A 21,134-nucleotide genomic window follows, 5' to 3' on the forward strand; every position below is an offset into this window, starting at 1 on the left:
TGCGGGTCTTCGAGAAGCGCCGGCAGCGGGGACAGGCCTTCGCCGAGGCCGAACAGGGGGTGAGCTATTTCCAGACCGCATCCGGACGGCATTCGCTGGCGCGGGCCATCGCCCGAAGCATCGCGGCCGGCGACTATCAGCCGCAACCGGTCGGTCTGTGGTTCCTGGAAACCAAGGGCAAGGTCCGCGCCGCGCACATGCCGGCCTTCACCGACCACGTCGTCGGCGCGGCGCTGTATCAACTTCTCTCCCGAAATGCCCGCTGCTACGGGCTTTCCGGGGTCTACTCCTACCTGCCGGGGGTCACCAACGCCGCCGCGATGCGGGCACTGGCGCGCTTCGTGCGGACCCACCGGGGCCGCGTCGGGCCGGCCGGGCCACCGCTGTATGTACTGCAGTCGGACTTCGACCACTACGGAGACGACCTGCCGGTGGGCTCCGACGCTGCGCTGTGGCCGATTCTGCGGGAGGTCACCGCACTCGGCAGCCGCGCCGGCGACGTGCCGGATACCGTCTGGAGTCTGATCTGCGCGCTGATTCGCCCCACTGTCCGGGACGCCGAAGGCACCCAGTTCACCCGGATACACGGCGTGGCGATGGGAACACCGCTGGTGCCACTCGTGTCGAATCTGGCTGTGGTGCCGATGGATCGGGCGGTGCTGGAGATCGAAGGAATCTTCTACGCCCGCTACAACGACGACTTCGTTCTCGCCCATCCTGACCTGGACGCCCTACACGAGGCGGACCACCGGATCGACGCGGTGCTGCCCGCTCTGGGCGTCAAGCGTAAACAAGCCAAGGAGATCCGGACCGCGCTGAGCGCAACGGGTATGCCGTCCACCGCTGATCCCGCCTACCGCGGAGGTAACCGGATCGACTGCCTGGGTTTGTCGGTCAGCCACGCCGGTGCCGTCACCGTGGGACCACACCGACTCCGTCGGCTGATGGGGCGGATCACCGACCGGATCGACGGGGCAGCAGGTGGCCTATCCGGCCTGCCCACGGACCAGAAAGCACATCACCTGGTGGCGGCAGTCAACGTCATGCTCGATGTCCTCAGTCCCTTTGCAGTTCCGGGGCTTTCCGCCCTCCTCGACACCAGCACCGATCGGGGGGTGCTGCGGGATATGGATTTCCGGATCGCACGCAAGATCGTGCAGGCGGCCACCGGCCGGCCCGGTGTACGCGGCTTCCGGGTGCTTGCGCCCCGCCGGTTGTACGACGGGATGGGGCTGGTGTCACTGGTGAAGCTGAAGAACTTGCGCTGAGTGCGGCGGTGCGGTTGCATTCGGGTGCGGGGGCGCGGATCCCGCTTGCGGGCGGACCTTCCGAGGGACCACAGAGGCTGCGGCTTTCGATCCCTCATTTTTTCGTTTTCTCCCGCGCCCTCGCACTCCGCGGCGACTGCTGGTGCATCGAGTCTGCGCCTGGATCGTCATTTGGGCCGGAAAGGCGATCTGAGCGCAGAATCGAATGGCGGGGACGCGGACGTCACCGGTAATAGCGGCCGAGGAAGTCCTCCCGCAGCGCGTCGAAGTCACCGGCCGGGATCGCCTCCCGGATCCGGTCGACCAGCCGAATGATGAAGCGTTCGTTGTGAATCGTGCACAGCGTCGCGGCCAGGATCTCCTTGGCCTTGAACAGGTGGTGGATGTAGGCGCGGGTGTAGTGCGCGCAGGTATAGCAGTCGCAGTCCGGATCCAGCGGCGTGAAATCCCGCCTGTAGCGCGCGCCGGTGATGTTGTAGCGACCCGCCGGCGAGTAGATCGCCGCGTTGCGCGCGACCCGCGACGGGGACACGCAGTCGAAGGTGTCCGCACCGGCGGCGATCGCCGCGAAGAGGTCGTCGGGTTCGCTGATGCCGAGCAGATGCCGCGGCTTGGCGTCGGGGAGCTCCTGCGTGCACCAGCCCACGATGGTGGCCAGGTTCTGCTTCTCCAACGCCCCGCCGATCCCGTAGCCGTCGAAGCCGCGGCCGTCGTCGTCGACGATGCTCTCCAGTCCGCGGCAGGCCTGCCGGCGCAGATCCTCGTAATGCGCGCCCTGCACCACCCCGAACAGCGCCGGCCGAGGAGCGCCATCAACCCGCTGTGCGCTCAGCCGCCGGTGTTCGGCCAGGCAACGCACCGCCCACGCCTGGGTTCGGTCCAGCGACTCCTCCTGGTAGGCGCGGGTGTTGACCAGCGTGGTCAATTCGTCGAAGGCGAAGATGATGTCGGCTCCGAGTTGGTGCTGGATCCCGATCGACACCTCCGGGGTGAAACGGTGGGTGGAGCCGTCCAGATGCGAGATGAAGGTGACGCCGTCGTCGTCGACCCGGGCCAGGCGCTGCTTTCCTTTGGCGACGAGGTCATCGGACTGAACCCGGCCGGGGTCTTCCATGAGCACCTTGCGGAAGCCCGCGCCCAGCGACATGATCTGGAACCCGCCGCTGTCGGTGAACGTCGGCCCGGGCCAGTTCATGAACGCCCCGAGGCCGCCCGCCTCGGCGACGATGTCCGGCCCGGGCTGCAGGTACAGGTGGTAGGCGTTGGCCAGCACCGCCTGGGCGCCCAGCTCACGCATGGTCTCGGGCAGCACGGCTTTCACGGTGGCCTTGGTGCCGACCGCGATGAACGCCGGGGTGTGGATGTCGCCGTGCGGGGTGTGAATGACCCCGCAGCGACCCCGGGCCCCCGGCAGTTCGGCATCGACGGTGAAAAACGGCACGTGGGTCATCTAACCAACAGCCGGTAAGTCCCAGGCCGGATGCGGCAGCGCCATCGGGATCGACACGGCCAACCCGACGCAGCCGATGACCAAACCGTCAGAGATCAGCGTCACCTGCCCCTAGCGGGTTTAGCGGACGACCCGGCAGCCTTCCGGCGACGGGGGGCCGCCGCCTTCGGACCCGCAATTCCCACCGCCTGCTCCAAGTCGCTCAGAGAGTCCTCCAGGTGGCCGAGCAGGCGCTGCAGGCTGGGCACGCTACGCCGGCAGCCGACCAACCCGAAGTCGAGGTTGTCGGCGTTGTTGGACAGCGTGATGTTCAGCGCTTGTCCGTCCAGCGCGATGGACAGCGGATAGTTGCCGGCCAACCGGGCTCCCCTCCAGTACAAGGGTTCCCGTGATCCCGGCACGTTGGAGATCACCAGGTTGAACGGCGGGGCAGCCGAGCCCAGCGCGGGGGACACCAGCGACAACAGCAGCGGCGAGATGTTGAACGCCGACAACGCCACCTGCTGGAGCTTCGGGAGTTCCTTGAACACCGCTTTGTTGTTGCGCATCGAGGCGCTGACCTCAGCCAGTCGCTGGGCTGGGTCCTCCCGGTCGGTGGCCAGGCTGGCCAGCAGCGCCCCGACCTGGTTGCCGCCGCTGGAATCGCCCTCGTCGCGCAGACTGACCGGCACCATGGCGATGAGCGGGCGGTCCGGAAGCGCATTCTGATCAATCAGATAGGCCCGCAAGGCGCCGCCGCAGGTGGCGAGCACGACGTCGTTGAGGGTCACCCCCGCGGCCCTCTTGATGGCCATGAACCGCTCGATCGGCCAAGACTGCGCGGCGCAGCGACGGGCCCCGCCGATCGGGACGTTGAAGAGGGTGCGCGGCGCCCCGACCGGCAGAGTCAGCTGTTGCTGCAGCAGTCCTTTGTTGGCCAGGTGCAACGCAGAGGGACCCAGTCCCAGAACGGATTCGGCCACACTTCTCACACCGTTCAGCGGTGACGTGCCTGCCTTGGCCTTCTTCGACGAGCGCCCACTACGGGCCCACACCACCCGGGCCTCGTCGTCCGCGGGATCGCTGGATAGCGCCCGGCGCATCATCCGCATGGCGCTGACTCCGTCGACCAGGGCGTGATGGATCTTGGTGTACACCGCGAAGCGGCCGTCGTTGAGACCTTCCACGAGGTGGGTCTCCCACAGCGGGCGATGGCGGTCCAGCAGGCTGCCGTGCAGTCGGGAGGTCAACTCCAGCAGTTCACGTACTCGCCCCGGCGACGGCAATGCCGAACGGCGCAGGTGGTACTCCAGGTCAAGGTCCCGGTCGAAGGCCCACGTCAGATTGGCGATGCCGCCCAGGAACTCAGCCGGATGTTTACGGAACGTCGGCGCGACATCGTCACGTTGGATCACCTCCTGGTAGAGGTCGCGGAGGAACTCCTTGCCGGCACCCTTGGGCGGTTCGAACAACTGCAGTCCCCCGACGTGCATCGGATGCTCGCGGGACTCCGCCAGCAAGAACATCGAATCAAGCGGTGATATCAGTTCCATGCCACGCCCGCCTCAGCTTTTCCACACCCCAGCGCGGTCAACACTATGCGCATGGATACCCCGCTGGGGGCCGAAAGCCCCTGTGCATCCGGGCCGCGGCCGCGGAGTGTGGAAGGCGTGACGACCTCGCGGTGGCTACCAGTGGCGCTGGCCGCGCTGCTGTGCGGGTGCGCAGCCGGTACCGACGTCCCACCGGTGGCGCCCACTGCGCCGGCCGCCATGACCACTACAACGGCCGCACCCACACCGACCGCACCGTTGCCGCGAGCAGAGGCCATCCGGGAGTGGGAGGGCATCGCCCGGGAGCACTTCAAGGAATCCGCGACAGCACTGCAGGAGGTGTCGGAGGCATCCACCGCCGAGGATGAGGCGGGCCTGCGCGCGGGCTGTCAGCGGCTGCACGACACCAACTCGATCGGCCTGCAACAGGATCTGCCCACCCCTGACCGGCAGTTGACCGCCGAGGTACAGCGAATGATCGACGATATGAACGTCGCGACCCACGCGTGCCTCCGGTTCGCGCTGGGGCGTAACCCCGCCGACGCCGACACCTACCAGGAGTACCTGGCCCGGTCGGTCGAACACCTGCAGCGCGCCAAGGCGATTCTCACAGCCGCCAGACAGTGATCAACCAGACAGTGATCAACCAGACAGTGACCACCCAGACAGTGATCAACCAGTGATCAGCGGCGCCCGCCGCCGCCTTCGCCGCCGGGGTGGGCGTTCCAGCCCGGCTCGGCCACCTCGGCCTCGGTCAACTGGTCGCTGGTGTCCGGGATGACGGTGGGAACGCAGTTCATCGAGAAACTGTCGGTGGTGTCGACGATGTCATTGCATCCGGCCAACAGGCGCGGCGCGGAATCCTGGCCCATGGCGGCAACAACCGGCGCCACGGCGAGGGCTATACCCACGCCGAGAAAGATCAGCCGCCGGCCGCGGTCGGAATTGGTCAGACTCATGGCGCACTCCAAATGTCGAAGACCTGGTACCGCCCAAGGTTAGACCGGGGAGCCGACCACCGTCACGGCTGCCAGACCTCAGCGCTCATCAAGTAGCCGACCTCGGGGTGACTCGCCCCGGCGGTGGGGAACCAGAACAGCAGGTAAGCCGGCGGCTGCCCCGGCGATTCCAGCCCCCCGACGTAGCTGGCGATGAAGTGCCGGGCGTTGGCGGCCTCTTTGGCCTCGTACTGCTCCTGGGAGAACAAGTCGGGGTTGCTGCGGTGACTCACCTCGGTCTGGGCAGGCGCCAGCTTGTCCCAGAAGTGGGCGGAGAAGTCCGACCCCCGATTCACCGACGCCAGTACCCTGACGATCTGCTTGACGGCGTCCTTGAACGCGCCGATAGCCGGGTCCACCGCGTCGAGGACCACATAGTAGGTCGTCATGTCGTCGGGTCGGTCGGTGGTCCGCTGGGCGATCACGTCGTAACGCGGCACCGGAAACGCCGGGTCTGGGGCGGGGAGCACGTCAACCACCGCTGCGGCCTCGGCCTGAGTGGTGGGCCCGCCGATCGACAACTGCGAGAAGGGCCGACTACTCACGCCGGCGACGTCGGCGACGACGCTCTCCGGGCCGGGCGCGCACCCGCACAGGAACCTGTCAATGAGAAATAGCTGTGGTTCTCGGCTATCGGTTCATGAATCTGTTTCCAAGACGGAATCTGCACAAACCGGTCGAAATCAGCCCCCGATCACCTCGTCGCCCGCCGCGAGCCAGCGACCGCGTGGAAACCCCAGACTGTGGAGAAACGCGCCCGGCTAGGCCACCGTGGGGGCCTTCGCGCTGCGCCCGATCTCGCTGAGATCGCTAATCCGGTAGGCCGTGACCGAGGTGCTGCCGACGGCGTAGAGGACGTCCCCGATCCGCACCGTGCGCAGCGTCGGCTCGCTGGGATGGATCTCCCCGACCACGTCGATGCCCTCCGCGCCGACCCGCAGCACCTTCAGGTACTGCCCGTACTTGTAGCCGGTCTGCGGGTCATAACCGCTGCCGGACACCGGCACGACGAGCAGTCCGTCCTGCTCGGAGTACAGCAGCGCATGGTGGTCGAACTGGGCATCCGACCACGACCACTGGTAGCCGGGGTCGAGGAACTCCCGTTCGATCTCGGTCATTTTCGCCCCATCCCGAACATCGAACAGGGTTGCGTGCACGTGGGTTTCCCAGCTGTCCGGCGCGCGCTCCTGGCCGATACCCAGGAGCAGACCGTCACCCACCAACTGCAGATAATTGGAGAAACCCGGCACGACCAGCTCACCCAGCAGCGTTGGCGCGGTGGGATCACTCATGTCCACCGCGAACAGCGGGTCGGTGCGCAAGAAGGTCACCAGGTAGGCGGTGTCGCCGACATACCGCACCGCGTAGAGCTCTTCCCCGGGCGCCAGGCCGGTCAGCCGGCCCACCTCGTCGAGGGTCCGGCCGGCGGTGTCCAACACATAGACGCCGCTGTCGTGCCGGGTGGTCGAAACGCCACCTGTGCTCCACTGGGCGCTGTTGGTGTGGGTGGCCACCCGCAGATAGCCATCGCGCTCGTCCATGGCGAACTGGTTGATCAGCGTGCCGGACACCAGCCCGGTGCCCTTCCAGGCGATCGCAGGCCCCGTGGTCGCGAAGCGGTCGATCCGGGTGTCGGTGGAGTATCCGGAGTCGGTGTATTGGTGCTCGGGAGTGGCGACGTACAGCGCGCTCTTGGTCATGTAGACCGTCGCGCCGGTAGATGCCACCAGGCTGCCTGCACTGTCGTCGAAGGCGGGACCGTCGGCGCCGCGATTGGAGTCCACGGTCACCACCGTCAACAGCGACCCCTGGTCCACCGAGTGCGGCGCGACGATGTCCTGGGCGCCGGCGAGCAGGCCGAGATCGACGGTCGAGCCGTCGGCGTCGACGCGGTAGACGTGCGGCAGCGACAGGTCCACGATCTGGTCGCCCACCCGCGCGATGTACTCGTCCCACGTCTCATAGGTGCGGTTGGCGATCAGCGCGCTCGGGTCGTAGCGGATCTTGACCTCGGCCGCGGAATCGGCCGGCACGGGCCCGCCGTCGGCGTTCTGGATGGGCACGTCGGTGTAGGCCGGTGCGGGCAGATTCACCGACCGCTGCGTCACCAGGTAGACCACCCCGTCGACGGCCCGCGAGCTCTCGTAGGCGCCGTCGAAGACGGTCGTCTTGAGCACCGCCGGGGCGGTCCGGTCGGCGACGTCGTAGACGGTGACAGTCGTCTGCGGCTTCCATGGCCCCCAGTGGCCGGGGTAGGCCATCTTGATGTGCGGCCCGTACCAGCCGTAGCCGGACTGGGTGATCACCGTCAGCTTGTCACCGGACAGGTACTGACCCAGCACGTAACCGGACAACGCCGACTCCGACGCCACCGTCAGGTCGGCGCCGGTGATCGTCAGGTGCCCGCCGTGAGCGGTGTAGATGTAGTCGCCGTCGGTCTCGACGAAGTCGGCCTCGTCGACGCCCTCCACCTGAGTGTTGGTGTCGGAATTGGAAACCGACCCGGCGTCGGCCTGGACCTTGAGGTACTCCGGGTAGGTCCCGTAGTAGATCCCGTAGTCGTATACCGGGACGGTGGTGCCGAACAGCCCCCCGTACTGCCGCTTGGCCAGACCGAGTAGATAGTCGCGCAACCGGGCGTCGGTGAAATAGGCCTCGTCGGCCGCCTGACCGGTGGACTGCCCGATGTTGAGGGCGGGGAACACCTGGAAGAAAGCGCGGCGCACCAGCAGCAGTGCGCCCTCGAGGAATTCGGTGACCGGCCCCCCGGGCAGACTCGAGATCCAGTTGGCGGTGGTGTCGAAGAAATTCGTGACGGCCGCGCCGATCTTGGCGATCGGCGCGGCCAGGGCGGACGGCGCCGTGGTGGCGACATCGGTGCCAGTTCCAGTGCCGAGCCCGGCGATGCCGGCCGCGGGCCGGGGCGTCACGGCGGTGCCAACTGCAGCGGCCGGGGCCGGCGCGTCCAGCCGCCCGGGTGCGGTGTCGACGGGTGCGCTGGCTACGGGCGCTGCAGCGTTGCTATCCGGATCCGACGGCGTTGCTGTCGACGCCGCTGGCGGCGCGGCGGCCGCCGGGGCGCGGGTATCGGAATTCGCCGTCCGGACCGCCGTGGTTTGCCGGCCGGCGACCCGGCGGCCGGTGGCAGACTCCTGGGCCTCCAGCACCTCGGGCAGGTCGGCGACGTCGGGGATCGGGGCGTCGGCGTCGTCGACTGCCCCCCGCCGGATGGTCTCCGACGAATCCGAAGCCGGATCAGCACGGGGGGCCCGATCAGCCCGGGGAGCACGTACTCGGGTCGGGGCGCCGGTGGCGGGCGACGCAGATTCCGACGAGGATTGCGAGGCCACCGACGGCCCGTCGGCATCGGCCGGGTCGGCGGCGGCGATGCCCGCCGCCTGCGGGCCGCCCAGGGACAGTCCGAGCGCGAAGGCCGCGACCCCCACCCGCGCCGCACGCTTGCCTGCCGACATAGCAACTCCTGTACCCGCGCGTCGGCGCGATTTTGCTGCCAAACCCGCCCAACGATAGCTGTGAATCAGGACACACGTCAAAGATTGGGCCCGCGGCGAGAGGCCGGATGGAAATTGGCGGTGGCGGAGGGATTTGAACCCTCGGACGGGGGTTACCCGTCACACGCTTTCGAGGCGTGCTCCTTAGGCCGCTCGGACACGCCACCGGCACAAATCTTACGGGCCCCGCCGGACTAGCCCAAATCACGCTGAACCGCGAAAAAGCTCTCCAGCAGGGCCGCGCACTGGTCGGCGAGCACCCCGCCGCGAACCTGCGGTCGGTGCGTGAGCCGCCGGTCGCGCACCACGTCCCACAGTGAGCCGACAGCGCCGGTCTTGGGCTCCCACGCCCCGAAGACCAGGCGGGCCACCCGGGCCATCACCAGGGCTCCGGCGCACATCGTGCACGGCTCGACGGTCACCGCCAAGGTGGCCCCCTCCAGCCGCCAGCCGTCACCGGCGACTCGGGCCGCGGCGCGCAATGCCAGGATCTCGGCGTGCGCGGTCGGGTCGGCCAGGGACTCGCGGGCGTTGGCGGCGCGAGCCAACTCGGTGCCGTCGGCGGCGAACACCACCGCACCGATCGGGACGTCGTCCGGTCCGGCCTCGCCGGCGGCGGCGATCGCCGCGCGGACCAGTTCCTCGTCGCCGAGCATCACCGGCGGGTCAGCGATCGAGGCGGTCGAGCACCGAGGACAACTCCTCGGCGAAGCCCATCTCCCGGGCGATGCGGCCGATTTGTTCGTCGGCGTACAGATCGGTCTCGGAGAGGATCACGCTGAGCACCGCGTCGGGCAGGCCGACGTCGGACAGGATTCCCAGGTCACCCTCCTCGAAGGGATCGCTGTCCTCCAGGTCCTCGCTGGCGATGTCAGCGTCGAGTTTCTCCAGCGCCTCCGCGGCGATGTCGTAGTCCAGAGCGGCGGTGGCATCGGAGAGCAGCAACCGGGTTCCCGACGGCGCTGGCCGCACGATGAGGAAGAAATCCTCGTCCACGTCGAGAAGCCCGAACACCGCTCCGGCGCTTCGCAATTCCCGCAACTCGGTCTCCGCGGCCGCAAGACTGTTCAGCGCGGCGGCGCTCAACGGCGAACACCGCCAGGTCGCGCCCTCGCGAACAACGGCAATAGCGAACCCTTCGGGGGTGTCGCCGGGACCTGCTGCCCCATTCCCCCGGTCTGCCCGCTGTGCCGCCATGGCCGCTTACGGTAGTCGCTGAGCAGGTCCCTTGACCAGCGCGCAGGCTGCCCGCCGGCCGCCGGTGTGCCAACCTGGAAGGCGTGAGCGATACACCGGTGTGCGTACTGGGGTTGGGACTGATCGGCGGGTCGGTGCTGCGCGCGGCGGTCGCCTCCGGGCGTGAGGCGTTCGGCTACAACCGCTCCTACCAAGGCGCTCAGGCCGCCCGCGCCGACGGCTTCGCGGCCGCCACCGAACTCGTCGAGGCGCTGTCCTGGGCCGCGGACCGACAGGCCCTGATCGTCCTGGCCGTCCCGATGCCGGCGGTGGGCCAGTTGCTGGCTCACATCAAAGAGCAGGCGGCCGACTGCCCGCTGACCGACGTCATCAGCGTCAAGGGCGCTGTGCTGCGGGAGGTTCGCGCCGCAGGGTTGCTGGACCGGTACGTCGGCGGCCACCCGATGGCCGGAACGGCCCACTCCGGATGGCTGGCCGGTGATGCCGCCCTGTTCCGCGGGGCGCCCTGGGTGATCAGCGTCGACGAACACGTCGATGCCGCGGTGTGGTCGCAGGTCATGCGACTGGCCTTGGACTGCGGCGGGGTGGTTGTGCCGGCCAAGTCCGCCGAGCACGACGCGGCCGCAGCCAGCGTCTCGCACCTGCCGCATCTGGTCGCCGAAGCGTTGGCCGCCGCCGCCGGTGAGGTGCCGTTGGCCTTCGCGTTGGCCGCCGGATCCTTCCGGGACGGCACCCGAGTGGCCGGCACCGCGCCTGATTTGGTGCGCGCGATGTGCGAAGCCAACGCCGACCATCTCATCCCGGCGCTGGATCACACCCTGGACCTGCTGCACCACGCCCGGCGGACGCTGGCCGAGAAGGGTTCGGTGGCTGAGTTGGTGGAGACCGGTCATGCCGCGCGAATCAGGTTCGAGAGCTTTCCGCGGCCCGATATCGTCACCATCTCCCTCGGCGCGCGGAACTGGCGCGAGGAACTCGCCGCGGCCGGGCGGGCCGGTGCGGTGATCAGATCCGCTCTGCCAGGCCCGGATAGTCGATGACGAATCCGTCGGCGTCGACGAGCACCGTTGTCTGGGCGACCGGCGACTGCAGCTTCACCGCACCGTCTCCCGAACCGGTGTAGGTGATCTCGGCGGCCTCGACCGTCAGGTCCGGCAGATAGACGTACACCACGGGCACGGTCACCGTCTCAGCCGAACGGTGCACACCGACACGTCGTATCGGCAGGGCGTTGAAAAACGGGCTCAGCACCATGTCGACGTCGAGGGCACCCCCGTAGGCGGCTCGCGAGTCCCCTTCGTGGTCAGTGATGAGCCACATGTTCTCCTCATCACGGGCAATCGACAATTGGCGGTCACGTTCAGCGGTGCTGACGTCCAGCGACAACCGCTTGGTGGCGCCGCTGTCATCGGTGACCAAGTCGTAGGCGGCGCTGAAGGCCGGGTACTTCTCCGAGGCGGCCGCGACGATGCGGCCTGACGCCTTAATCCGGTTGCCGGACAGTTGAACCCTGGTGGACTCGATTCGCGACAAGTCGTGCGAGCGCCACGTCAGCATTGCCGGCCACTCCCGCGTCGTCGCGTCGCCTTCAGTTACCACCCTTCTACCGTAAGGGACGACTCGCGGCTGCTGTAGTCCGGTGCCCGGCTCGGTGGACGGCTGACGAGCGCCACCTCGTCATCGAGGACCGGCTGCGGCAGCCAGCGGCGCAACCGCCCCGTCCCCGGCGCCGAAGCCCAGACCGCCATCGCGAGCAGACCGTCAAGAATCAGTGCCAGCAGGGTAACCATCAGGGCACCGACCAGGGCGAGATAGAACTGGCGGACCTTGATTCCGTCGATGAGATACCGGCCCAGCCCGCCGAGACTGGCGTAGGCGGCCACCGTCGCCGTCGCGACGATCTGCAGCGTGGCCGTGCGCAGGCCGCCGAGGATGAGCGGCAGCGCGTTGGGGACCTCCACCCGGGTCAGCACCCGCCACTCGGTCATCCCCATCGCCCGGGCGGCGTCGGACACCTTAGGGTCCACATTGGCGATCCCGGAATACGTGCCGGCCAGCAGTGGCGGAATGCCCAGCAGGGTCAGCGCCACCGTCGGCGGCAGTAGGCCGAGCCCCCACAGCAGCACCGCGAGGAGCAGCACCCCGAGGGTGGGCAGAGCCCGCAACGCGTTGACGGTGGTGACGATCAGGAACGAGCCGCGGCGGGTGTGACCGATGATCAGGCCGATCGGAATGGCGATGAGCGCCGATACCGCCACCGCGACGAAGGTGTACTGCAGATGCTCGAGGATCCGGTTGCCCAGGCCGGCCTTTCCGGCCCAGTTCTCGGCGGTGAAGATGAAGGCCAGCGCCTCCTGCAGGAAGTTCATGCCGCCGCCTTCGCGCGACGCACCGGGCGCCGGGTGCGGCCCTCGATGGCACTCCACGGGGTCAGCAACCGCCCGGCGATCAGGATCAGCACGTCGACGATGACGGCCAGCAGGAAGGTGGCGATGATCCCGGCGATGATCTGGTCACTCTTGTCGGACTGGTAGCCCTCGGTGAACCAGGTTCCCAGACCTCCGACTCCGATCACCGAACCGACGGCCACCATCGAGATGTTGGTGACGGCCACCACCCGCAATCCCGCGGTGAGAACCGGAAGCGACAGCGGCAGTTCAACTTTTAGCAACTGACCCAGCCGGGTGTAGCCGACGGCGGTGGCGGCATCGCGGACGTGGTGGGGCACCGCGTCGAGCGCTTCGGGCACCGCGCGCACCAGCAGGGCGGTGGTGTAGAGCGTCAGAGCGACGATGACGTTGGCCTCATCGAGGATGCGGGTCGGGATGATCAGCGGCAGCACCACGAACAGCGCCAGTGACGGGATGGTGAAGATGATGCTCGCCGTCAGCGTGGACAGCCGGCGCAGCAGCGCGTGCCGCCAGACGAAGGCGCCCAGTGGGACGGCGATCAGCAGGCCGAGCAGCACCGGGATCAGGGACAGCCGCAGATGGATCATGGCCAGGGCCCAGGCGGTGTCCAGATGTGTGGCGAGGTAGCGCAACGTTCAGTCCGTCTCCGCCTGGGTGGCGATCTCCCCCGGTTCTTCCTCCGGTTCGTCCTCGGCGGCGGCGTCATCGGCCGGTTCGTCGGCGTGTTCGGGGGCGTCCTCGTCGGCGTGTTCGTCGGCGTGTTCATCGGCGTCCTCGGCGGCCTGGTCCGCAGCGTCCCGGCGTTGCGACTCCATCTCGTCAACGACATCCTCGGCAGCGGTGCCACCGACCACGACACCGCCGTCGTCGACAGCCACCCCGATTCCCGACGGGGAGGACAGCGCCGCGTCCAACGCCGAGCGCAGAGTGCCGCCAGGGTGGAACAGGGAGCCGCCGGCGGTCACGCTGTCGTAGAGTCCGTGTCCCTGAGCGTGGCGTTCAACCCCGTCGGCGTCGATCCAGCCGAACGGCGTTCCGTCGTCGGCGGTAACCAGCCGCCATTCATCCGGGGCCAGCGCCAGCCCGTCGATCTGGTCTTCGGTGACCGTCGGAATGGGTTGCAACCCAAGGGTTGACGCGCTGAAGAACTGCAACAGCCGGTAGCCACGATCGGCGCCGATGAACTCCGCAACGAAATCGTTGGCCGGGTTGGACAGCAGCCGAGCCGGGGAGTCGTACTGCTGCAGGGTGCCGCCGACACCGAACACCGCGACCGCATCGCCGAGCTTGATGGCCTCGTCGATGTCGTGGGTGACGAACACGATGGTTTTGCGCAGTTCGCTCTGCAGTCGGAGGATCTCGGCCTGCAACTCATCTCGGACCACCGGGTCGACCGCCGAGAACGGCTCGTCCATCAGCAGGATCGGCGGGTCGGCGGCCAACGCCCGCGCCACTCCGACCCGCTGCTGCTGACCGCCGGACAGTTGGGCCGGATAGCGTTGGCCCAGTTTGGGATCCAGGCCCACCCGTTCGAGCACCTCGTAGGCGGCGAGCCTGGCCGCCCGGCGGGACCGCCCTTGCAGCACCGGCACGGTGGCGACGTTGTCGATCACCCGTTGATGCGGCATCAGCCCGCCGCTTTGGATGACGTAGCCGATGCCCAGGCGCAGTTTGACCGGATCCACGCCGGCCACGTCGTGACCGTCGACGGCGACCGTCCCGGAGGTCGGCTCAACCATCCGGTTGATCATCCGCATCGAGGTGGTCTTACCGCACCCGGACGGGCCGACGAAAACGGTGAGGTACCCGTCGGGCACCTCCAGTGAGAGGTCGTCGACGGCCACCGTCCCGTCGGGATAGCGTTTGGTGACACCGGTGAAGGTGATCATCTACTCCCCTATCGGGGTGTCGAAGGCGTTCTCGGCCACCCATTGCCGGGCCGCTTCGTCGGGGTCGATCCCCGAATTCCCCGACACCGCGCCGTTCAGGTCGGTCAGACCCTTGGTGGTCAACCGCGCCGACACCGCGTCAAGCACTTTTTTGAGATCCTCGGATTTCTTTCGCGAGTTGACAAGCGGCACAACGTTTCCGGGTAGGAAGTTATTCTTCGGGTCGGCGAGCACCACGAAGTTGTTCTGCGGGATCGCCGGCGAAGTGCTGAAAATGTTTGCGGCAGCCACTGTTCCGGTGGCCAGCGCCTTGACGGTTGCCGGCCCGCCGCCGTCGCTGATGGCCACGAAGTTGTCCGGTTTGATCTCAAGGCCGTAATTCTCCTTCAGGCCCGGCAGGCCCTGATCACGGTTGAGGAACTCCGAGGGTGCGCCGAAGGTCAGTTCATCGGCGTACGGGACGAGGTCGGCGATGCTGGTGAGGTTCCAGCGCTGTGCGAGTTCGGCGGTGACGGTGACGGTGTCGGTGTCGTTGGCCGGGGCGGGGTTGAGGATCGACAGGTCACCGGGCAAGTACCGGTGCAGCGCCAACTCCACGTCGCCGGGATCTGTGGCGGTGCTCTTGGGATTGACGTACAGCAGCAGATTGCCGGTGTATTCGGGGATCAGGTCGATGGATCCGTCTCGCAGTGCGGGAATGTAGGTCTCCCGGCTGCCGATGCCGAACTGCCGGACGATGGTGAACCCGTTGGCCTCCAGGGCCTGGGCGTAGATTTCGGCGACGATTTTGGACTCCGGGAAGTCCGCGGACCCCACCACCACCGATTTCAGGTCGCCGGAGGCTTGGCCGCCGCCCAGCGGATTGGCGCTGCCGCAGCCGGCTGCCGCGACCGCCGAGATCGTCAAGACAGCAGCAAAGATGCCGCGTAGAGACCGTTTCATCAGCGGAGTCTTCTCCCTGTTGTCCGCCCTGCTCTGGTTGACCTTAGCCGCTGGGCGATTTCCGTTACCGTCCCGTTGCCGCTTTGGTGGTTTCCTTCCCGGCCGTGACGAGCAAAGATGTCGTCATGAATCGCGAACCTCATGTGTCGCCGGATGAGCCCGCCGGTATGCCTCCGGCGACGTCATCCCCGATCGACGACCATCCGCCGGTCGAAGACGTCAAGTTCACCCGGGCTGCGGCCCTGTGGTCGTCGCTGATCCTGGGTTTCTTGATCCTCATTGTGCTGCTGATCTTCATCACGCAGAACACCGCCTCGACGGAGTTCGCCTTCCTGAGTTGGCACTGGAAACTTCCGCTCGGGGTGGCGATTCTGTTGGCTGCGGTGGGCGGAGGTCTGATCACCGCACTGGTGAGCGCCGCGCGGATGTTCCAGTTGCGGCGCGCAGCGAAGAAGAACCTGCACTTCGCGCTCAATCGCTGAGCGGCCGCCCCGTCACCGCTGCCGGTGCGGCAGCAGGTCCCAGACGTGCTCGATGTTGTTGACCCCGCCCACGGTGAAACGTCCCTTGCGCGAGTAGCGCAGCAGCGTCACCGACGCGTAGTCGATCGGGAAGCCCAGTGGGTTGGGTGTGTCGAGGACGTCGTGCAACACCACGTTGATCACCCCGCCGTGGGTGAAGACCGCCACGGTGTCGCCGTGATCGACGCCAGCGACCACCTCGCGAAGTCCGTCGAGCACCCGTGCACGGAAGGCATCGGTGTCCACCGATTCGGGCAACTGGCCGGCTGCCATCCGATTCCAGTCCTCGGGGCGCTGCGCCCGAACCTCCTCCAGTGGCATGTAGTGCGACATCCCGCGGTCGTACTCGGCGAGGCGTTCGTCGATGTCGACGGGCAGCGTCGTAGCCTCGGACACCGGTTCAGCGGTCTGAACAGCGCGGCGCTGTGGGCTGGAGATCAGCCGGGTGATCGGGAATCGGGCCAGCCCAGCCGGCAGCCGGAGGGCCTGTTGTCGGCCCAACTCGGCTAGGTCGGGGTCGGACCCTTCGCCCGGCTCGTTGCGCAGCGGCAGCGCGTGCCGGACCAAGAGCACCTGCATGTGCGCAGCCTAGTTACCGGCACGGCCCCTGACCGACTGGCCGATCCGGTCCGCCCTGGCGCTGCCGGCTTCCGCGGTGCGCGGTGCGCGGGGCTGCGCGCTGGACTCGGCGGGCGCCTCGACGGGTGCGCCCTGCGCCGCGCCGTCGACCGGGGTGGCGGTATCCGGGGCGGCAGGGGCCGGGGTGGCGGCGGGGTCCGGGGTCGCCGCCGCAGCGGGCTTCGCGACGCGCGTCTGAGCCCGCTTGCCCCGGACGGTCGACGGGACACGGTCGGCCGCGAGGCTCTCAGCCACGACGGGGTCTGCGGGAGCAGAGGTGGCGGCGGGAGCGGCCTGCGCCGGGGCGGCGGCGGCTGACACCGGGGCGGCATCGGCAGGGGAAGACGCCGCCGGCGCGGGCGCGGGCACGGCGGCAGACGGCCAGGGCTGCTCCGTGGCACCCGGCGGCCAGGCCGGGTTCAGCGGGTTGCAGTCCGGGCACAGCCACGGCAGGAACGGCTTGAACAGCGGGGTGAGCACCGTGTACGGCCACCCCTTGAGCAGGAAGCTCATCGGGACGAACGGGTTGAAATTCAGATCGCTGGCCTTGGCGAACCGGGTGAGGGAGGAGATGATCTCCTCGAAAGTGACCGGCTCCGGCCGGTTGGTCGACGGGTCGGCTTTGAGGTAGTTGAGGACCGAGTACTCCGGATCACGCGGATCGAGTTCGAGGTACGCCCCCGACCAGGCAACCGGCCTATCGACGTTGCCCGGGTAACCCTCGGGAAGTGGGTTGCCCATGGAACCCTCCAGCTCACTGACCGGATCGAGGACGACGTCGGGGAACTGGTATCCGCGGATCAGGTCCCAGGTCGGTGCCCGGAACATCGTGGCCAGTAGGGCGACGGGATCCGGGCAGACCGGGCCGGTGGTGCCCGTGCATCCCGCGTTCATCGTCAGGTTGGCCTTAGCCCACCAGGTGAAGCTCTCACCCAACGGCTGGGACAGCGGCGCGAACGGGATCAGCAGGTTGAACAGTGCGGCGACCTTCGGCGGGTCGGCCGGATCGAAGCCGAACACGTTGGTCGGGGTGTAGACCCACCAACTTCCGGTGACCTCGAACGAGTAGGACAGATCGTTGAGTGCATTGACAAAGGCACGCGGGATGCTGATGACCGCGTTGAGCAGGTTGGCCGGAACGTTGTTCCAGGATCCGGCATCGGGGTCATACGGGATCGGCGTGTAAGTCTGCGGGGCCCAGATGTCGCAGCCCTCGATGTTGTAACCCGAGCAGGCCTGACCGACCTCGACGGCGGCGGCGAGGGCCACCGCATGCTCCACCACCCGTGCCTGCCCCCGGGCCTCGGGCTCCTGCGGCGACGGCACAACCCCCGCCGCGGTCACCATGCCGGCGCCCGCGACGGCGATGGCCGCAGTGAGGTAGGAACGGACGGCAGCAGACATAGCGGGCCCTCTCAGAACGTCTCAGGAAAATATCAGGTTCGACAGTAACGGGATTGCCGGCTCACGCCAACCTGATCGGGCCGAAACGACCTCGCCGACCACGTTGACCCCCGCCCGATAGGGTGCGGACATATGGGACACGCCGACCGACTCTTCGACCTGACCGACCGGGTGGTCCTGGTCACCGGGGGTAGCCGGGGGCTGGGCCGGGAGATGGCCCTCGCCGCGTCCCGCTGCGGCGCCGACGTGGTGATCGCCAGCCGCAAGTTCGACAACTGCGTGGCCACCGCGGCCGAGATCGAGGCCGAAACCGGCCGCGCCGCAATGCCGTACGGAGTTCACGTCGGGCGCTGGGATGAGCTCGACGGTCTGGTGGAGGCGGTGTACGAGCGTTTCGGCAAGCTCGATGTTCTGGTCAACAACGCCGGGATGTCCCCGACCTACGGTTCGCTGACGGAGGTCACCGAGAAGCTGTTCGACACCGTGGTCGATCTGAACCTCAAGGGGCCGTTCCGGTTGTCCGCGCTGGCCGGGGAGCGCATGGTCGCCGCTGGCGGCGGGGTGATCATCAACGTCAGCACGCACGGCTCATTGCGCCCGCATCCGTCGTACCTTCCCTACGCGGCAGCCAAGGCGGGGCTCAACGCGCTGACCGAGGGGCTGGCCAAGGCCTACGGGCCGACGGTTCGGGTGAACACGTTGATGCCGGGGCCGTTTCTGACCGACATCAGCAAGGCGTGGGCGCTGGGCAGCGGGGAGGCCAACCTGTTCGCCGACTACGCCCTGCAACGGGCGGCCGAACCGGCCGAGATCGTCGGGGCGGCGCTGTTTTTGATGTCGGACGCGTCGAGTTACACCACGGGGTCGATCCTGCATGTCGACGGCGGCTTTCCCTGACAGCAGCCGGCCGGAGGATCGGGGCGCGCTTGTCCCGAAAGGCCTCGAGACCCGGTGCGGCGTGGTCCGCTTCGTGTGATGGACGTCCCGTGCGGTGTCCACCGACGACGCCCGTCACCCCGTCGAACGCCTAACCCTCGCTGCCGAGTGCCTCGAGGCGCTCGTCGACCCGGGACAGCGCCTCGTCGAAGACATCCACCTTGTCACTGCGCTTCTGGTTAGCCGGCTCAGCCGCACCGCGGCCGCCCTGTGCCTCTACCCGGGCCGCACCCTGTCGGCGTAGCAGGCTGAAGTTCTTCTCGCGCGCCTTACGAAGACGACTCTGCAGATCTTTCAGGGACTTCTCGTCCATCCGGGCCAGCGCCTCGGGGGCGGTCTGGTCGACCAACGAACTCTCGTCGGCGCTGAGGTTGACGTGATTGCTCATCCGTAGTTCCTAGCTCACGGCGTGACGATGTTGAAGTTCGGGTCGGGTTTGTCCAGCACACTCATCAAGGTCTGCAATGCCCCGGCGTCTCCGGTGACCTGAAGTCCCGGTGAACTCAGATCGCCCATCGCCGCGGCCATCAGCCGCATCTTCGTGCCCAATGCCACCGTCGCGGTGGCCGAGTCGGGGTCGGCCGGCCGCTTGCGGTAGACCAGCACACCGTTGCGCAGCGTCAGCCGATAGTTGGTGGCCAGGTCATCGAACGTCACATCTAAAGCCAGGTCGGCGTCCCAGGCGCGCGGGCCGTTCACCGAGATCGCCAGGATGTCGAACATCTGCTCAGGAGTCAGCTGACTGAGCATGGTCGGGGCCGTGGTGCTCACCGGCGTGCCGAAGTTCCCGGTCCGCAGTTCGGTCGAGCCGGACAGGAAGAAGTTGCGCCACGTCGCGCACTCCGCCCCGTAGCCGAGCTGTTCGAGGGTGTCGGCGTAGAGTTCCCGGGCCCCGGTGTGGTTTTCCTCGGCGAAGATCGCATGATCCAACAGCGTTGCCGCCCAACGGAAGTCACCGGAATCGAAGGCCTCCTGCGCGATCTGGACCACCCGGTCGATGCCGCCCATCGCCGCGACGTAACGCGGGCCGGCCTGCTGCGGCGGGTGCGGCCAGAGCCTGCCGGGATTACCGTCGAACCAGCCCATATAGCGCTGGTAGACGGCTTTGACGTTGTGGTTGACCGACCCGTAGTAACCGTGGGTGTGCCAGGCCTTCTCCAGCGCCGGTGGCATGGCGAAACTTTCGGCGATCTCGATGCCGGTGTAGCCCTGGTTGAGCTGACGCAGCGTCTGGTCATGCAGGTAGGCGTACAGATCCCGTTGCAGGGAAAGGTATTCCACGATGCGATCGCGACCCCAGGTGGGCCAGTGGTGGGAGGCGAACACCACATCGGTGCGGTCGGCGAAGCTGTCGACAGCCTCAGTGAGGTAACCCGCCCAGGCGCGCGGGTCGCGCACCAGGGCACCGCGCAGGGTCAGCAGGTTGTGCAGGTTGTGGGTGGCGTTCTCGGCCATGCACAGCGCCCGGAACCGCGGGAAATAGAAGTGCATCTCGGCCGGGGCCTCGGTGCCCGGGGCCATCTGGAACTCGATCTGAACACCGTCGAGGGTGTGCGTCTCACCGGTGGCGGTGATGTCGATGGTGGGCACGATGATGGCCACCTCACCGATCGACGGGGCCTGGCCCAGACCGCATCCCACCTGCCCTTGCGGACCGCGGTGCAGCGCGGTGCCGTACATGTAGGCGGCCCGGCGGGTCATCGCGGTCCCGGCGTAGACGTTCTCTTGGACTGCGTGCGCGGTGAAGCCCTCCGGCGCCAGCACCGGCACCCTGCCGGCGTCGACGTCGGCCTGGGTGGTCACCCCCAGCACACCACCGAAGTGGTCGACGTGGCTGTGGGTGTAGATCACTGCGCTCACCGCGCGATCACCGCGATGTTGGCGATACAGGGCTAAGGCGGCCGCGGCGGTCTCGGTGCACACCAGTGGGTCGATGACGATCACCCCGGTGTCGCCTTCGACAAAGGTGATGTTGGACAGGTCCAGTCCGCGCACCTGGTAGATGCCCTCGACGACCTCGTAGAGGCCCTGTTTGGCGCACAACTCCGACTGCCGCCACAAACTGGGATGCACCGACGCCGGCGCGTCGCCGCGCAGGAAGCCGTAGACGTCGTTGTCCCACACCACCCGGCCGTCGGCGGCGGTGACCACGCAGGGGTCCAGCGCGCCAAGGAACCCGCGGTCGGCGTCATCGAAGTCGGCGGTGTCGTCAAAGGGCAGCGTCGTCAGACTCTGCCGATGCAAAGACTCGATCACCGGTGTGGGGGCTTTAGGTTCCATATCCCGAATCATTCCCGACCCCGTGGGGGCTGGGGAAGCCCGACACCGGAAACGCGACTCCGGCGGCGACCGCCTCCGCGGCGGTTCGCCGGCCACCCACGATGGCCGGTCCCAGCGCCCGCGGCAGACCGACCGAGGGATTCCTCGAGAAGATCTCGCGCTGCTCCTCACTCGCG

At 67.8% G+C, this 21,134-nt stretch carries 21 protein-coding genes, 1 tRNA gene and 1 pseudogene; 6 read left to right on the plus strand and 17 right to left on the minus strand.

Annotation, left to right across the window (positions count from 1 at the left end; all coding sequences use genetic code 11):
- The coding region (locus tag ADBZ5N_RS07445; RefSeq protein ID WP_526256854.1) for an RNA-dependent RNA polymerase family protein at positions 1–1,268 on the plus strand (1,268 nt) is incomplete at its 5' end.
- 223 nt (positions 1,269–1,491) lie between these two features.
- On the opposite strand, the gene tgt is transcribed toward ADBZ5N_RS07445, so the two are convergent.
- A complete protein-coding gene (tgt, locus tag ADBZ5N_RS07450; protein ID WP_526256855.1) occupies positions 1,492–2,718 on the minus strand; it encodes a tRNA guanosine(34) transglycosylase Tgt in 1,227 nt (408 codons plus the stop codon).
- Between the two features lie 49 nt (positions 2,719–2,767).
- Between tgt and ADBZ5N_RS07455 the strand changes: the two genes are divergently transcribed.
- A complete protein-coding gene (locus ADBZ5N_RS07455; RefSeq protein WP_526256881.1) occupies positions 2,768–2,833 on the plus strand; it encodes a hypothetical protein in 66 nt (21 codons plus the stop codon).
- Here the strand turns inward: ADBZ5N_RS07455 and ADBZ5N_RS07460 are convergent.
- Positions 2,820–4,250, minus strand: coding sequence for a WS/DGAT/MGAT family O-acyltransferase (locus ADBZ5N_RS07460; protein WP_526256856.1), 1,431 nt, complete (start codon positions 4,248–4,250; stop codon positions 2,820–2,822). The genes ADBZ5N_RS07455 and ADBZ5N_RS07460 overlap by 14 nt on opposite strands.
- Positions 4,251–4,367: 117 nt before the next feature.
- On the opposite strand from ADBZ5N_RS07460, the gene ADBZ5N_RS07465 reads away from it, so the two are divergent.
- Entirely contained in the window at positions 4,368–4,877 is a 510-nt protein-coding gene (locus tag ADBZ5N_RS07465; RefSeq protein WP_526256857.1) for a hypothetical protein, read from the plus strand.
- Between the two features lie 56 nt (positions 4,878–4,933).
- On the opposite strand, the gene ADBZ5N_RS07470 is transcribed toward ADBZ5N_RS07465, so the two are convergent.
- From ADBZ5N_RS07470 to ADBZ5N_RS07495, 6 genes are all read right to left on the minus strand, one after another.
- Positions 4,934–5,209, minus strand: coding sequence for a hypothetical protein (locus ADBZ5N_RS07470; protein ID WP_526256858.1), 276 nt, complete (start codon positions 5,207–5,209; stop codon positions 4,934–4,936).
- Between the two features lie 62 nt (positions 5,210–5,271).
- Positions 5,272–5,793 (minus strand): hypothetical protein, encoded by a 522-nt coding sequence (locus tag ADBZ5N_RS07475; RefSeq protein WP_526256859.1) that lies wholly within the window; start codon positions 5,791–5,793, stop codon positions 5,272–5,274.
- 216 nt (positions 5,794–6,009) lie between these two features.
- Positions 6,010–8,721 carry a beta-propeller domain-containing protein gene (locus ADBZ5N_RS07480; protein WP_526256860.1) on the minus strand — a complete coding sequence of 904 codons (2,712 nt, stop codon included), beginning with the start codon at positions 8,719–8,721 and terminating at the stop codon, positions 6,010–6,012.
- A 115-nt stretch (positions 8,722–8,836) separates the two neighbouring features.
- Positions 8,837–8,927 (minus strand) — tRNA-Ser (locus tag ADBZ5N_RS07485).
- 27 nt (positions 8,928–8,954) lie between these two features.
- The gene (locus ADBZ5N_RS07490; RefSeq protein WP_526256861.1) at positions 8,955–9,416 is read right to left on the minus strand and encodes a nucleoside deaminase; all 462 of its coding nucleotides are present in this window, start codon (positions 9,414–9,416) and stop codon (positions 8,955–8,957) included.
- Positions 9,417–9,426: 10 nt separating this feature from the next.
- Complete coding sequence (locus ADBZ5N_RS07495; protein WP_526256862.1) at positions 9,427–9,957, minus strand: tRNA adenosine deaminase-associated protein; 531 nt, start codon at positions 9,955–9,957, stop codon at positions 9,427–9,429.
- 98 nt (positions 9,958–10,055) lie between these two features.
- On the opposite strand from ADBZ5N_RS07495, the gene ADBZ5N_RS07500 reads away from it, so the two are divergent.
- Positions 10,056–10,997: a prephenate dehydrogenase gene (locus tag ADBZ5N_RS07500; RefSeq protein ID WP_526256882.1), complete on the plus strand. Its 942-nt coding sequence runs from the start codon at positions 10,056–10,058 to the stop codon at positions 10,995–10,997.
- Here the strand turns inward: ADBZ5N_RS07500 and ADBZ5N_RS07505 are convergent.
- From ADBZ5N_RS07505 to ADBZ5N_RS07525, 5 genes and pseudogenes are all read right to left on the minus strand, one after another.
- On the minus strand, positions 10,963–11,514 hold the full coding sequence (locus tag ADBZ5N_RS07505; protein ID WP_526256883.1) for a putative glycolipid-binding domain-containing protein: 552 nt from the start codon (positions 11,512–11,514) through the stop codon (positions 10,963–10,965). The two genes, ADBZ5N_RS07500 and ADBZ5N_RS07505, sit on opposite strands and share 35 nt — an antisense overlap.
- Positions 11,515–11,549: 35 nt before the next feature.
- A complete protein-coding gene (locus ADBZ5N_RS07510; protein ID WP_526256863.1) occupies positions 11,550–12,326 on the minus strand; it encodes an ABC transporter permease in 777 nt (258 codons plus the stop codon).
- A complete protein-coding gene (locus ADBZ5N_RS07515) occupies positions 12,323–13,000 on the minus strand; it encodes an ABC transporter permease (protein ID WP_526256864.1) in 678 nt (225 codons plus the stop codon). The genes ADBZ5N_RS07510 and ADBZ5N_RS07515 overlap by 4 nt, the downstream gene beginning before the upstream one ends.
- A gap of 165 nt (positions 13,001–13,165) precedes the next feature.
- A pseudogene (locus ADBZ5N_RS07520) lies at positions 13,166–14,257 on the minus strand (ABC transporter ATP-binding protein); the annotation flags it as partial.
- Positions 14,258–15,199, minus strand: coding sequence for an ABC transporter substrate-binding protein (locus ADBZ5N_RS07525; RefSeq protein ID WP_526256865.1), 942 nt, complete (start codon positions 15,197–15,199; stop codon positions 14,258–14,260).
- 125 nt (positions 15,200–15,324) lie between these two features.
- Here ADBZ5N_RS07525 and ADBZ5N_RS07530 point away from each other — a divergent pair, with 125 nt between their 5' ends.
- Positions 15,325–15,681 carry a LapA family protein gene (locus ADBZ5N_RS07530; RefSeq protein ID WP_526256866.1) on the plus strand — a complete coding sequence of 119 codons (357 nt, stop codon included), beginning with the start codon at positions 15,325–15,327 and terminating at the stop codon, positions 15,679–15,681.
- 12 nt (positions 15,682–15,693) lie between these two features.
- Here the strand turns inward: ADBZ5N_RS07530 and ADBZ5N_RS07535 are convergent, their stop codons facing one another.
- Both ADBZ5N_RS07535 and ADBZ5N_RS07540 read right to left on the minus strand, forming a co-directional pair.
- Positions 15,694–16,299: a histidine phosphatase family protein gene (locus tag ADBZ5N_RS07535; RefSeq protein WP_526256867.1), complete on the minus strand. Its 606-nt coding sequence runs from the start codon at positions 16,297–16,299 to the stop codon at positions 15,694–15,696.
- A 9-nt stretch (positions 16,300–16,308) separates the two neighbouring features.
- Entirely contained in the window at positions 16,309–17,742 is a 1,434-nt protein-coding gene (locus ADBZ5N_RS07540; protein WP_526256868.1) for a hypothetical protein, read from the minus strand.
- A gap of 132 nt (positions 17,743–17,874) precedes the next feature.
- Here ADBZ5N_RS07540 and ADBZ5N_RS07545 point away from each other — a divergent pair, with 132 nt between their 5' ends.
- Positions 17,875–18,639, plus strand: a complete 765-nt coding sequence (locus tag ADBZ5N_RS07545; RefSeq protein ID WP_526256869.1) for an SDR family NAD(P)-dependent oxidoreductase — start codon at positions 17,875–17,877, stop codon at positions 18,637–18,639.
- Between the two features lie 130 nt (positions 18,640–18,769).
- Here ADBZ5N_RS07545 and ADBZ5N_RS07550 read toward each other — a convergent pair whose 3' ends face one another.
- A complete protein-coding gene (locus tag ADBZ5N_RS07550) occupies positions 18,770–19,066 on the minus strand; it encodes a hypothetical protein (RefSeq protein WP_526256870.1) in 297 nt (98 codons plus the stop codon).
- 14 nt (positions 19,067–19,080) lie between these two features.
- Positions 19,081–20,958, minus strand: a complete 1,878-nt coding sequence (locus ADBZ5N_RS07555; protein WP_526256871.1) for an alkyl/aryl-sulfatase — start codon at positions 20,956–20,958, stop codon at positions 19,081–19,083.
- Positions 20,959–21,134: the final 176 nt, after the last annotated feature.

This window comes from Mycobacterium sp., from assembly GCF_044370595.1.
In the GTDB taxonomy this organism is placed as follows: Bacteria; Actinomycetota; Actinomycetes; order Mycobacteriales; family Mycobacteriaceae; genus Mycobacterium.